Annotated in this window: 11 protein-coding genes; 4 read left to right on the top strand and 7 right to left on the bottom strand. The window is 68.2% G+C overall.

The window, feature by feature from the left end:
- Positions 1 to 48: 48 nt before the first annotated feature.
- The 5 genes from L284_RS31475 to tsaD all read right to left on the bottom strand — a co-directional run bounded on the left by L284_RS31475 (position 49) and on the right by tsaD (position 5,213).
- The gene (locus tag L284_RS31475; RefSeq protein ID WP_021233316.1) at positions 49 to 663 is read right to left on the bottom strand and encodes a hypothetical protein; all 615 of its coding nucleotides are present in this window, start codon (positions 661 to 663) and stop codon (positions 49 to 51) included.
- A 183-nt stretch (positions 664 to 846) separates the two neighbouring features.
- Positions 847 to 1,569, bottom strand: coding sequence for an OmpA family protein (locus L284_RS31470; RefSeq protein ID WP_021233314.1), 723 nt, complete (start codon positions 1,567 to 1,569; stop codon positions 847 to 849).
- An 88-nt stretch (positions 1,570 to 1,657) separates the two neighbouring features.
- Entirely contained in the window at positions 1,658 to 3,181 is a 1,524-nt protein-coding gene (locus L284_RS31465) for a lipopolysaccharide biosynthesis protein (protein ID WP_021233313.1), read from the bottom strand.
- The gene (locus L284_RS31460) at positions 3,178 to 4,182 is read right to left on the bottom strand and encodes an NAD(P)H-dependent glycerol-3-phosphate dehydrogenase (RefSeq protein WP_021233312.1); all 1,005 of its coding nucleotides are present in this window, start codon (positions 4,180 to 4,182) and stop codon (positions 3,178 to 3,180) included. Before L284_RS31460 ends, L284_RS31465 begins: the two co-directional genes overlap by 4 nt.
- A complete protein-coding gene (gene tsaD / locus L284_RS31455; RefSeq protein WP_021233311.1) occupies positions 4,179 to 5,213 on the bottom strand; it encodes a tRNA (adenosine(37)-N6)-threonylcarbamoyltransferase complex transferase subunit TsaD in 1,035 nt (344 codons plus the stop codon). The genes L284_RS31460 and tsaD overlap by 4 nt, the downstream gene beginning before the upstream one ends.
- 60 nt (positions 5,214 to 5,273) lie before the next feature.
- On the opposite strand from tsaD, the gene hemC reads away from it, so the two are divergent.
- Genes hemC through L284_RS31440 form a run of 3 tightly spaced genes read left to right on the top strand, consistent with a single transcriptional unit; the run spans position 5,274 to position 7,916 of the window.
- A complete protein-coding gene (gene hemC, locus L284_RS31450) occupies positions 5,274 to 6,218 on the top strand; it encodes a hydroxymethylbilane synthase (protein ID WP_021233310.1) in 945 nt (314 codons plus the stop codon).
- 8 nt (positions 6,219 to 6,226) lie between these two features.
- Positions 6,227 to 6,940, top strand: a complete 714-nt coding sequence (locus L284_RS31445) for a uroporphyrinogen-III synthase (protein WP_021233309.1) — start codon at positions 6,227 to 6,229, stop codon at positions 6,938 to 6,940.
- A 1-nt stretch (position 6,941) separates the two neighbouring features.
- A complete protein-coding gene (locus L284_RS31440; RefSeq protein ID WP_235054320.1) occupies positions 6,942 to 7,916 on the top strand; it encodes a hypothetical protein in 975 nt (324 codons plus the stop codon).
- A gap of 104 nt (positions 7,917 to 8,020) precedes the next feature.
- Here the strand turns inward: L284_RS31440 and L284_RS31435 are convergent, their stop codons facing one another.
- Both L284_RS31435 and L284_RS31430 read right to left on the bottom strand, forming a co-directional pair.
- Positions 8,021 to 9,265 (bottom strand): FAD-dependent monooxygenase, encoded by a 1,245-nt coding sequence (locus L284_RS31435; RefSeq protein ID WP_021233307.1) that lies wholly within the window; start codon positions 9,263 to 9,265, stop codon positions 8,021 to 8,023.
- A complete protein-coding gene (locus tag L284_RS31430; protein ID WP_021233306.1) occupies positions 9,262 to 10,935 on the bottom strand; it encodes an alkaline phosphatase family protein in 1,674 nt (557 codons plus the stop codon). Before L284_RS31430 ends, L284_RS31435 begins: the two co-directional genes overlap by 4 nt.
- Before the next feature lie 97 nt (positions 10,936 to 11,032).
- Here L284_RS31430 and L284_RS31425 point away from each other — a divergent pair, with 97 nt between their 5' ends.
- Positions 11,033 to 13,105, top strand: coding sequence for a protein-disulfide reductase DsbD family protein (locus L284_RS31425; RefSeq protein ID WP_031341742.1), 2,073 nt, complete (start codon positions 11,033 to 11,035; stop codon positions 13,103 to 13,105).
- The last annotated feature ends 3 nt before the right edge of the window (positions 13,106 to 13,108 follow it).

The raw sequence follows: 13,108 nt of genomic DNA, 5'->3' as shown, positions 1-13,108 counted from the left end.
GGAAGTTCACACTTCCCGCCCCTTTTCATATCCGATCGAAAGCCGGGTCTACAGCTTGCCGAACTTGGCCTCGTAAGCGCCGGTATCGCCGCCCGAAAGCAGGCGCGCCTGCTCCACCCAGCTGTCACGGCGGGGGCGGCCCGCAAAGGCACCCAGCTTTCCGTCCAGTTCGTCGAGATCCGCTTCGGTCCAGGCGGCGATCTGCTCGAACCGGTTTATTCCAAGCGCGTGAAGCAGCGTCAGCATCTTGGGGCCGAGACCCTTGATCTTCCGCAAGTCGTCACCCGCTGCCTCGGCAGGAGCAGAAGCAATCGGGGCCGGTGCAGCCGTCTCGGCTTCGGCAGGTTCGGCTGCGATCGTTTGCGGCGGCGTCCCGGCCGCGTCTCCTTCCTCCTGAGCGGCAGCCGCGATCGCTTCGCCGATTCCGGCCATCGCTCCGGCCGTGGTGGGCGGATCGATGACAGAGGGCGCCGCGAATTGAGCCGCCGGCGGGGCATCGTCTATCAGCGCCTGATTGCGCTGAGCCGGTGCGGCGCCTTCGTCCAACACGTCGGGACGGTGCTGGCGCGGCGCCGGCTTCGAAGCGCGCCCGAACAGCCAATAGGCAATCGCGATGCCGACCAGCAACGCGACGACGAATATCAGCCAATTGGCCGAAATCATTTCCACCACAACTTATCCCTTCCGGTTCCACACCAGCCAGCCGATACCGAAGCCGGCCATGTAGGTCAGCAGGACCGAGACGGCCATTTCAAGCCATAGCGGCATCGGCGACTCCTTTCATCGTAATCGGGCCGAGCACCCTCGCGCGCCTCTCGATAGGCGATACCAGAGATCGGCCCGCCATCATTCCGGCCCCGGCGTGTCGATCGGCGTCGGCTTGACCGGCGCGGTGGCGATCACCGAGAACTCGATACGGCGGTTCGCGGGATCGAGCGGGTCGAGCCCCTCGATCGGTGTCTTCGACCCGAGTCCGGCCGCGCGCAAGCCATCGGCGGGAATGCCGCGACCGATCAGCGCCCAGCGCACGGATTCCGCCCGGGCCAGCGAGAGCGCCTTGTTGGCGGCGGGATTGCCGGTGGCATCCGTATGACCGGTCACGGCGATGATACTGCCGACGCAGGGACGCAGTGCCTTGGCCACTTCGTCCAGCAGACGCTCGCTGACCGGATCGATGCGCGCGCTCGCCTCGGTGAAGCGGATGGTGCGGCTGGCGAGAATCGCCTCGACATCGTCCTGGCAGCGCAGCTTGCCGCTATCGCCGTCGCCTTCGCTGGACCAGGTAATGCCACCGATTCCGGGAACCCCCGCGACGGCCGCAGCCACACGCTTGCGTGTCTCGGAATCGAGCGCCTCGCCGCCGGACAGGACCGGGTGGCGGGTCAACCAGCCATAGCGATCCTGGAAGGCGAGATGGACGCCCTTGCCGCCGGCCCGGTCGCGAACGCTTTCGGCCTGCCTTTCCAACTGCCCGATGAATACTGGGCCCTGAACGCGGGTGGTGACGAAAGACAGCGCCAGGCACAGGGCGGCGCCGGCGGCAACGATGGAGGCGCGGCGGGGGTTCATGACATCTGCCTAGGGCATTTCGTGGCCGCGCGGAAACCTCCGCAGGTCCGTCGCAGGAGCGAAATCGACGAAAAAGGGATTTTGGCGCTCACGCTGCCTTGGTCTTCTGGAACAGCTTGCGGTCCTCGGGGCCGAAGGCCTTCTTCCAGATGACGAGGAAATAGGCGCCCAGGATCGCCGGAATACCGAAAGCCAGCTCCGCCCATTCGGGAAGGAACTGCGTCGCCAGATACCCCAGCACGACCGCCGGGGCGGCTGCCCAGACCAGGGCCCAGCGCCAGTTATTGATCGGCTGCTTGAGGAAGCGGGCCAACATCTTCGACTTGACCAGCGAAGCGAAGCCCAGCGCCAGCATCAGCGCGGCCGCCGCCGTGGCGGCCTGGTACAGCGAGTTGTAACCCAGCTTCTGCATCACCAGGATGCCGCCCAGCGTCAGCACCGCCTGAAGCGCGATGGTCAGCACCGATACGACCAGGTTGCGCATGCGGGCCACATAGACGAGTGCGGCCTCGCTCACGACGGCGGTGGCCGCGACGACTTCCGCGGCCAGCAGGAACACGAGAGCCCCGGTGCCGCCCACGAATTCGCGGCCGACAAGGCCCATCACGCCCTCGCCGGGAATGGCCAGCGCCAGGGCGATACCCGCCTGCGCGGCAGTGATCCAGAAGCCGACCTGGCAGACCTGCCGCGCGATGGCGGTATAGTCCTTCTGCTTCAGGTTGCGGGTGATGACCGGCCCCAGCACCGGTTCGAAACTGGTCTTGAGTTTCTGCGGCAGGCTCGCGACCTGTTGCGCGGCGTAGTAGACGCCGACCGCCGATGACGGCGCCAGGAAGCCCAGCAGGAAGATGTCGACGCGGCGGGTCGCCCACTCGATCGTATCGGCCAGCGCGATCGGGGTGGAGCGAAGCGCGAGCTTGCGCATGTCGCGCGGTCGCGGCCGCCAGCCTTGCGGAAAGCCGTACTCGCGAAAGAAGGGGATGAAAGCTGTGATCGACGCCGCAAGCACCGAACCCATGTAGGCGATCGAAAGCCCGCTCTCGGGCGCAACCCAGATCATCGCTGCGGCAAGGATCGAAATGACCCAGGGCTCGACGATCGCGCGCGACCACACGGTCGGCGTCACACGAAGACGATAGGCGAGTGCCGCCAGCCAGATCTCGGTCATGGTCAGCGGCAGGATGGCGATCACCATCAGCCGGTCGATCTGCGTGTAGTGGCCGCCCGGGAACATCGGGGCCGGCACGAACCAGAAGAACAGCGATGCCGCGCAAGAGGCGATCACGGCGATGATCATGCCGTCCGCGATCACGTTGGCGGGGTGGACTTGCCCTTCGGTATCGGACAGGCGCTGCGCAAGACCGCGCTTTTCGCCCATGGTGCAGATCATCGAGGTCAGCTCGATCACTACCAGCGCCGAAGCGAAGCGCCCGAGCGCCGCCGGCCCGTAGACCGAGGCCCGGCCGGCGATGAACAGGAACGGGATGCGCGCGGCAAGTCGCAGGAAGAACCCGAAGAGATTGGTGCGGCCGCCCTTGGCGAGCGCCGCGATATCGTCGTGTTCCTTCTTGGCCTGCTCCGCGGCGGTGCGGCTCACGGTGCCGTCGGTCAAGAAAGCGGCTCCTGCTCGGCGCGCAAGGGGCGGGCGAGGATCTGTGCGACGACCTCACCGGCCGGTGCCTTGCCTTCCAGCAGGCGGCAGACGGCTTCGGCGATGGGCATCTCGATGCCATCGCGGCGGCCGATCTCGGCCAGAACCGGCGCGGTCGCGGCACCTTCGGCCACGGAATTCTTGCCCGAGAGCGCCTCGGCGGCGGTCAGCCCCTGCCCCAGCGCGAGGCCGAGCGAGAAGTTGCGGCTGGATGTTGAGGAACAGGTAAGCACAAGGTCTCCAAGACCGCAAAGGCCGGATAGCGTTTCCGCCCGCGCGCCGCGCGCGAGGCCGAAGCGCAGCATTTCGGCATAGCCGCGCGCGATCAGCGCCGCGCGGGCGTTCTGGCCGAGCTGGAGGCCATCGACGACACCGCAGGCGATGGCCAGCACGTTCTTCACCGCGCCGCCGATCTCGGCCCCGATCACGTCGTCGGAATAATAAGGACGCAGCGATGGCCGCGCTACCACCGGCGAAAGGCGCCGCCACTGCGCCTCACCGCCCGAACAGGCCAGCGTCACGGCTGTCGGCAGACCCGCCGCTACTTCATGGGCGAAAGTCGGGCCGGACAGCACGCCAATGGCCGCACCGGGCACGGCGCTCGCCGCGACTTCGGCCATAAGCCGGCCGCTGCCCGCTTCGATACCCTTGGCGCAGAGCACCAGATCGCCCGCGAAGCCGAGGCCGGGAAGCTGCGCAAGCACGCCGCCGAGGAACTGGGCCGGGACGACGGCCAGCAGCACCGGCAGAGCAGCGAGTTCGGCAAGCTGGGTCGTCGCCCGCACCGTCTCGGCGAGCACGGCGCTGGGCAGATAGGTCGCATTGCGGCGCTCGGCATTGATGCGCTCCACCAGTTCCGGCTCGCGCGCCCAGAGCAGGACTTCGCTGCCGCCCACCGCAAGCGACTGCGCCAGCGCAGTGCCCCAGGCACCCGCACCGATGACGCCAACCTGAGCGCTCATGCTTTTACCCCCGCCCCGCGCACGGTCTCGGCGTCGGGATCCAGCGGCCAGCGCGGGCGCGCGGCGACATCGAGGGGGTCGGACTGGCCCATGGCGAAGCGCTCCACGCCCGCCCAGGCGATCATCGCCGCATTGTCGGTGCAAAGATCCAGCGGCGGCGCCACGAAATCGAGCTCGTAGTCTGCGGCAAGCGCTTCCAGCGCGCCGCGGATCGCCTTGTTGGCCGCGACACCCCCGGCCACGACCAGGGCGTTGACCTTGCCGACCGAATCAAGCGCCCGCCGGGCGCGGTCGATCAGGCAATCGATCGCGGCCTGCTGGAACGAGGCGGCGATATCGGCATCGGCATATTGTCCGGATTGCTTGGCGCGCATGACCGCGCTCTTTAGCCCGGCGAAGGAGAAATGCGGCTCGTCCGAGCCCTTGAGGGGACGAGGCAGCGGCACGGCCTTGGGATCGCCCTCCAACGCCAGCCGCTCCATCGCCGGGCCGCCCGGATAGCCGAGGCCCAGCAGCTTGGCCGACTTGTCGAACGCTTCGCCCAGCGCGTCGTCGATGGTGGTAGCCAGGCGACGGAACTTGCCGACGCCTTCCACCAGCAGGATCTGGCAGTGGCCGCCGGAAACCAGCAACAGGAGATAGGGATATTGCAGATCGCCATCGGCCAGGCGCGGTGACAGTGCGTGGCCTTCGAGGTGATTCACGGCGATCAGCGGTTTGCCGGTCGCCATGGCCAGCGCCTTCGCGGTGACGAGACCGACCATCACCCCGCCGATCAATCCAGGCCCCGCCGTCGCGGCGATGGCGTCGACTTCGTCCAGCGTCATCCCGGCGTCCGCAAGGGTCGCCTCGATCAGCGGCGCGATCCGCTCGGCATGGGCGCGGGCGGCGATTTCGGGCACGACTCCACCATAAGGGCGATGCGCCTCATCCTGCGAAGCGATGCGCTGGGCAAGGATCACGCGCTCGCTGGTGACCAGCGCCGCTGCCGTCTCGTCGCACGAGCTTTCGATGCCCAGTACCGTCCGCATTCTTTCTTTCCCTGAACGACCCTTCCACTGGACGACATTGCCGGGTAGCACAACCCGCCGATGACGACGCAAACAGACACGCAAAAACAAGGCTTCCGCCTCGGTACCCGCCGTTCGCCGCTGGCGATGGCTCAGGCCGAGGAAACGCGCGACCGGCTGGCCGCCGCACACGGAATCGATCCGGCGCATATAGAGATCGTGGCCGTCACCGCCAGCGGCGATCGCATCCAGGATCGCGCTTTGGCGGAAATCGGCGGAAAGGCGCTGTGGACGAAGGAACTCGACGCCTGGCTGGCGAGCGGGGAGATCGACTTTGCGGTCCATTCCGCCAAGGACGTGGAGACGACTCGTCCCGAGAGCTTCGCGATCGGCGCGATCCTCCCGCGCGAGGACGTTCGCGACGTGCTGGTCGGGGCCGACAGCATCCGCGCGCTGCCGCAGGGTGCCGTGGTCGGCACCAGCGCGCCGCGCCGCGCGGCGCAGCTGCTCTATGCCCGGCCGGACTGCAAGGTCGTGACCTTCCGAGGCAATGTCGCCACCCGCCTCGCCAAGCTCGCCGCCGGAGAGGCCGACGCCACCTTCCTCGCGGCTGCCGGGCTGAAGCGCCTGGGCGAGACCGGGACCGGCCATCCGCTGGACGAGCAGGAATGGCTGCCCGCCCCTGCCCAGGCCGCGATCATGGTGGAATGCCGCGCCGGCGACGCGCGCACGCTGGCTTTCCTTGCCGCCGTCGATCACGCGGAAAGCCGCGCCTCGGTGCTTGCCGAACGCGCGCTGCTGGCCGGGCTTGGCGGCAATTGCCACAGCCCGATCGCAGTGCTCACCCGCCACATGGATGCGACGCTCACCATGCGCGCCGCGCTCTACAGCCCCGACGGCGCCGAGCGCGTCGAAGGCGAGGCCCGCTTCGCCACCGACGATCCCGAAGGCCCTGCCCGCCTCGCCGCAGACCTCCTCGCCCGTGCGGTTCCGGCCATCGCCGTGCATTTCTCAGGCCCCGCTTGAGTCCTAGAATGCCGCCGGTCATCGTCATCCGTCCCGAACCCGGCACTTCGGCCACGGTCGCGGCGGCGGAGAAGCTGGGGCTTCGCGCCTTGGGCTTTCCGCTGTTCGGAGTGGCGCCGCTGGCATGGGAGCCCGTCGCGCGCGAAGAGATCGACGCCGTGCTGCTCGGCAGCGCCAATGCCTTGCGGCATGGCGGCGAAGGCCTTGCGCGCTATCGCGGCCTTCCGGCCTATGTGGTGGGCACCCGGACCGCCGAGGCCGCGCGCCAGGCCGGGTTCGAGGTCGTGCAAATCGCAAGCGGCGGGTTGCAGTCGGTTCTGGCGCATCTCGCCCCGGATCATCGCCGCCTCCTGCGCCTGGCCGGTCGCGAGCGGATCGATCTTGCCCTGCCCGCCGGCTACGGCATGACCACCCGCGAGGTCTACGCCAGCACCGCGCGCCCCATGCCGCCCGCGCTGGCCACTCTGGTCGAGTGCCCCGCGATCGTGCTGTTACATTCGGGCGAAGCCGCCGCGCACCTAGCTGCCGAGTGCGCGCGGCTTCAGATCGACCGGCGCCGAATCGCATTGGCCTGCATCGGCCCGCGCGTCGCGGAGCGGGCCGGGAATCATTGGCTTACGATACGCAGCGCCCAGACACCCGACGACATCGCGCTGCTGGCCTTGGCGGCGGAGATGTGCAAAGACTTCCCCTCGGGCCAAGGCTTCCCTTCCGGATCCTAAATTGACAGAACCAGACTTGATGCAGGACTTCACCTCGCCGCAAAATCCTTCCACGATCGGCACGCGTTCACGCGGGGGGCTGTTCTTCGTCGCCTTCATCGCCTTCCTGCTCGGCGGCGCTCTCGTCGTCTGGGCGGCGCAGGACGGGCTGCTGGCCAAGCTCCTGCCCCAGCGCGTCGAGGAACAGGCCCAGAATCAGGAACAGCCGCAAGACGCGCCTGCACCAACGCCGCAACCTGCCCTCGCTGCCGCCACGGCGCCCGCCTCTCCCGAGCAACTGTCGTCGCTCAGTTCGGTCGAAGGACGACTGGCGCTGCTGGAAGACCGTCTCTCGCGGATCGACTTCCAGACCGATGCCGCTTCGGGCAATGCCGCCCGCGCCGAGGGCCTGCTGATCGCCTTTGCCGCCCGCCGCATGGTCGATCGCGGCGAGCCGCTGAGCTACGTCGCCGACCAGCTGCGCCTGCGCTTCACCAATGCCCAGCCGCGCGCGGTACAGACGGTGATCGATTTCTCGAAGAACCCCGTCACCATCGACGAACTTTCCGCGCGCCTCGAAGCGCTTTCACCCGAACTCAGCGAAAACCAAAGCGACGAGAGCCTGTGGCAGAAGGCCCGCCGCGAACTCTCCAGCCTCTTCGTGGTGCGCCGCGAATCCTCGACTCTGCTGACGCCCTCCGCGCGCATCGACCGGGCCCGCCTGATGCTGACCGCGCGCCGCATCGGCAATGCCATCAGCGAAGTCGAGCGCCTGCCCAATGCCCAGGCGGCGCAGACCTGGATCGCCGACGCGCGTCGCTTCCAGGACGTACAGGAAGCGCTGAACCTGCTGGAAACCACGGCCATGCTCGAACCGCGCCGCCTGACGGATGCGGAAGGACATGTCGTCGATCAACCGAGCCCCCTGGCAACGCCTGGCGTCCTGCCGACCGACCTTCCCTCTGCGGATGCTTCGGAAGCGGTGCCTTCGGAGTAAAGTTCAAGGGTGAGCGCGAGGGTCAGCACCCTCGCGCGCCCGGACTATCAACCATTTACCCGGCGCGGCTTCGCTAGCGTCTGCATCGGTGCAGGGACGCCCCCTTACGCCTGCAACAACTCGGGCAGCTTGCCTGACATCCCCCGCGCTTCATCCATGAAGAAGCGCTTCAGGCTGGGCAGGCGCTGTACCGCGCCCATGCCGAGGCGGCGCGCGGCGCTGGGCAGGCGACCGGGGATGCCGAACAGGCGGGTGAGCCCGTCCGTCACCGACATGACCATGAACGTATCGAGGCTGCGCCATTTCTCATAGCGCGCCAGAAGCTGCGCATCGCCCGGCTCCAGCCCCAGGCGCATGCCTTCGGTGAGCACTTCCACCAGGGCGCCGACATCGCGCAGCCCCAGGTTGAGCCCCTGCCCGGCGATCGGATGCATGCCATGGGCTGCGTCTCCGATCACCGCGAGGCGTTCGTCGATGACGTGACCGGCGTGATGGAAGCGCAGCGGATAGCTCATGCGCGGCGCGGAAAGAGTGATCCTGCCGAGCACGCCGTGCATCCGGCTCTCGACTTCGTGCAGGAACATCGCATCCGGCATGGCGATGATCCCCGCCGCGTCCTTTTCCGCGACGGTCCAGACGAGCGCGCTGCGGTGGCGGCCCTGATCGTCGTCGCGCAGTGGCAGCAGCGCGAAAGGGCCGGCCGGGTAGAAGATTTCCCAGGCGGTGTTGTCGTGCGATTTCTCGTGGAACAGGCCCGTCACCATGGCGCGGTGCTTGTAGTCCCACTTGGCGAGGGCAAAGCGGGCCTCGTCGCGGGTAGGCGACTGGCGCCCCTCGGCGGCGACCAGCAGGCTCGCCTTGAGCACGCGCCCATCGAACAGCTCCACCTCCACGCCGTGCGGCCCGCGATCGCGGCGCACCGCCTCGGTGCGGACGTGCCAGGCGATGTTCTTTTCCTCACGGGCCGCCGCGAAGAGGGCGAGGCGCAAGTCGCGGTTGGCAAACATGCGGCCCAGCGAACCTTCCTCGGGCTTGGGCGTGAAGTCGATCCGGCCCGGCTTCATCGAATCGGTGACGGCGATCGAATCAATCGGGCAGCCGAGATCCTTGAGCGCGGGCGCCAGGCCGATGTTGGTGAACAGGTTCCAGCTCGCCGTCGAGATGGCCGAGGCGCGGCCGTCCGCGCCCTCGGCCGTCAGATCGGCCGGATCGGCGCGATCGATGACATGGCTGGTGATCCCGGCCCGGGCCGCGGCGAGCGCCAGCGTCATGCCGACGAGGCCACCGCCCAGGATGATGAGATCGCGGTATTCCGCCTTTTGGTCTTGCGTCGCTACAGAGTCGTTCATCGACCGCAGCTATCGGCCTCTCCGGCCTGGATGTCGAGACACCTTCCGTCCCAGGTGCCGACAGGCGCGGTCAAGCCGACCGTCGCGGCCAGGGTCGGTGCGATATCCACCGTCTCCACCGGGGTCGGCTGCTCGAAGCCGACCATGCCCTTGCGCCAGAACAGCATCGGGACGCGGCGGTCATAGTCCCACGGGCTGCCGTGCGAGGCGACCTTGAACGGCCTGGCCGTGCCGGGAACGACGCCGCGCACCGTCAGCATCTGCACTTCGCCCGAGCGGCCCGGTACGAAGGAGGCGCGGACCTTCTGCTCCATCGTCCAGTCCTGCGGATTGCCCTTCGGCTCGGGCCACTGCATGATCTGGTCCTGGGTGTAGACCGCCGCGATCTGCGGGTTGGCCTTCAGGCGGGCGACGAGCGCCGCCATGACCTTCTGCTTCTGGTCGGGCGTCAGTTCGGACGAGAACCAGACGCTGCCCGCCTCGCCCGCGCCGTAGAACAGCGGCCCGTTCTTCACGGTCACGCCGGTATCCTGCGAGACGGCGGCGGCGAGCTTATCGGCCGAAAGCGCGGGATCGATGCGCATCGCTTCGGGATTGCCGCGGAGCTGCTGGCGCTCGGGCGCGTCGAAGCCGCCGTGGTCGGCGCTGAGCACGACCTCGTAGTCGATCCCGCGCGCGTCGAGCCCGTCGAACAGGGTGGCCAGCGCCTCGTCCAGCACGTTCATCTGGATGCACATTTCCACGCCCTCGGTGCCGAAGGCATGGCCGACCTTGTCGGTGGCGGAGAAGCTGACCGAGAGCACGTCGGGCACGGCATCCTTGCCCATGCCCAGTTCGTCCACCATGCGCACGGCCATCTCGGCGGTGGCGGTGTCGATGCGCGGGCCATTGGCATAGGACTTGAAGTCACCGGCGGCCTGCGGGAAGCGGTAGGTGCCGATGGTGAAATCCTTGATCGGCGTCGCCCGATCGACCCTGCCGCACCAGCCCGGCACCGGCAGATCGCCGTCGCCAGCAGCGACCCGCCTGGCCATGACCGCGTTCTGCGCCTCGGCCGCCTTGCTGATCCTGCGATTCTCGAAAGTGGTGAAGCCCTTGGCGCCGATCCAGTAGACGGCATCGGTATCGTGCCCGCTCATCATCACGGCGGCGCGGTCCTTGGCGGAGACGGCAGCGTTGATGGTCTTCGGATTACGCTTCTTCATGAGATCGCCCAGCGTCGGCGCCTTGAGATGCACCGGGCTGACCACGGGATTGTCGGGCGTGGACTTCGGGTTGGTCTCGTCCTCGACGCAGTAGACTTCCTTGTCGGCGCGGGCGATGCCGGGCTGATACCACGAGTTGGCAGTGATGCCGGTGCGCGCAGGGTGAACCCCGGTCAGCAAGGTGGAGTGGCCGGGGCAAGTCTCGGTCGCCGCGTGCGACTGGAAGCCCGAGGGGAAGACCGCGCCTTGCAGCAACCGGGTGAACCCCTTGGTGAAGTGCTGACGGTACTGCGCGAAGAGATCGGCGGAGAACTGGTCCACCGAGATCGCCACGATCAGCCTGGGTTCGCCCTGGGGCGCCGGAGCGGCTGAGGGCGCTGGTACTTCCTGCGCCAGGGCGGGAGCCGAAACGGCCAGCGCCGCGATCAGGGCCAGCGGAGCAAGCGACAGGGAGCGAAGGCGCATCGGGGGTCTTCCTTGAAATCTGGGTACAATCGGCGCAGATGCAGCGATGTCTGGAATGCGCGTGTGACGCAAGCGCCACCCAACGCACGGGAGTCTCATGGAAAAGCGCCGGTATCGTCTGTTTATGGCACTCATGTGTCAATTGCTGGCGCTCGTGCTGGCCCCCGCAGGGGCCACGGCGCAGGTAGGCCGAGGCGCTCCGCATGTTGCCGCCGAGCTCGTGGCCGGTCCTGCGACCAGGCCCGGTGGCGAGACCACGATCGCCATCCATATGACGCCCGAAAAGGGGTGGCACGGGTACTGGTCCAATCCGGGCGACGCGGGCCTCGGCATGCAACTGGACTGGACTCTGCCGGAGGGTGCGAAGGCGGGCACGCCGCGCTATCCCGTGCCGCAGACGCTGGTCGTCTCCGGGCTGATGAACCACGTCTACGAGAGCGACTATGCCGTGCTGGTGCCTTTCACGGTTCCTGCAGATGCCGCACCGGGAACGCGGGTGCCGGTTCACCTGCGCGCGCAATGGCTGGCCTGTACCGAGCAGATCTGCGTGCCGGAGCAGGCCGATCTGGCCGTGGAAGTGCCGGTAGCGGCCACCGCCGCTACCGATCGCGATCCGCGCTTCGCGGAATGGCAGCGCCGCCTGCCCGCCCCGCTCGACGCGGTGGGAACCTTCAGCCTCGACGACCGCACGGTGCGCCTCGCCATCCCCCTGCCCGCCACCACGCCGCTAGACGCACCGCATGTCTTCGTGGGCGAGGACAAGCTGATAGACTACGTCGGAGCCCAGCAGTTCGCCTGGAAGGGGGACATGCTGATCGTCACCCTGCCCCGCGTCAAACTGGATCCGCGCGGGTCGGACAGCCTGACCGGCGTGCTGCGCCTGAACGGAGCCGGAGACGGCATCGCCTTCTCCGCCCGTCCCGGCACGGTTCCGGCAGGAGCAACGCCGATCGCGGATGGCGGGACAGCGCCCGAGCTGCCCTCGCTGCCCCTGCTCGTGCTGGCCGCCCTGGCGGGCGGGCTGTTGCTCAACATCATGCCCTGCGTCTTCCCGATCCTCAGCCTCAAGGCGCTGAGCCTCGCCCGCGCCGGCGAGAGCGAGCGCCACGCGCGGATCGAAGGCCTGGCCTATGCAGCGGGTGTCATCCTCGCCTGCCTGATCCTCGGCGGCGTACTGCTCGCCTTGCGCGCGGGCGGCGAGCAGGTCGGCTGGGCTTTCCAGTTGCAGGAACCGCTTGTCGTCGTCGGCCTGCTGTTCCTGGCGAGTGCGATCACCGCCAACCTGCTGGGCCTGTTCGAATTCGCCGTGCCGGGCTTCGCAGCGGGCAACTCGCCTTCCAGCTTCACGCGAGGCGCTTTCGCCACCGGGCTGCTCGCGGCCTTCGTGGCGACACCCTGCACCGGCCCCTTCATGGCGAGCGCCATGGGCGCCGCCCTGCTGCTGCCCGTCTTGCCCGCGATGAGCCTGTTCGCGGCGCTGGGGCTGGGGATCGCCCTGCCATTCCTGGCGGTCGCCTTCGTTCCCGCGCTGAGGAAGCGCCTGCCCAGGCCGGGCCGCTGGATGGTCATCTTCCGCCACTGGATGGCGCTGCCCATGGGCCTCACCGCCCTCGCCCTCGCATGGCTGACGTGGAAGGTCGGTGGAACCGGATTTGCGCTCGTCGCCCTGGCCGGACTGCTGCTGGTCCTCTCCGCGCTTCTCGTAGCCGGCATGGCGCAGCGCAGGGGCAAATCCGCCGCGCCAGCCGCGCTGATCGCCGCCGCCTTCGCGGTCCTCGCGCTCGTCCTGCTGCCGGAACCGACGCCGCCTGCCGCCAGCACGGGATCTCTGCTCGCCGCCAAGCCTTTCAGCGAGAAAGCGCTGGCCGAGGCGCGCGCTGCGGGCAAGCCGGTATTCGTATGGATGACGGCCGACTGGTGCCTCACCTGCAAGGTCAACGAACAGGTCGCCATCGAGCGCGAGGACACCCGCGCCGCTTTCGAGAAAGCCGGCGTCGTGGTGCTTCGCGGCGACTGGACGCGGCGCGATCCCGAGATCACGCGCTACCTCACGGCCCAGGGTGCCGCCGGGGTGCCGCTCTATGTGTGGTATGCAGGCAGTTCGGGAAAGGCCGAGCAATTGCCGCAAGTGCTCACGCCCGAACTGCTGGCGGGTAAGGCCGCAGGCTGAGTT

The sequence above is a fragment of the Novosphingobium lindaniclasticum LE124 genome (genome assembly GCF_000445125.1).
GTDB classification, from domain to species: domain Bacteria; phylum Pseudomonadota; class Alphaproteobacteria; order Sphingomonadales; family Sphingomonadaceae; genus Novosphingobium; species Novosphingobium lindaniclasticum.
Note: the sequence above shows the minus strand (reverse complement) of the source record. Positions and strands in the feature narration are given on the sequence as shown.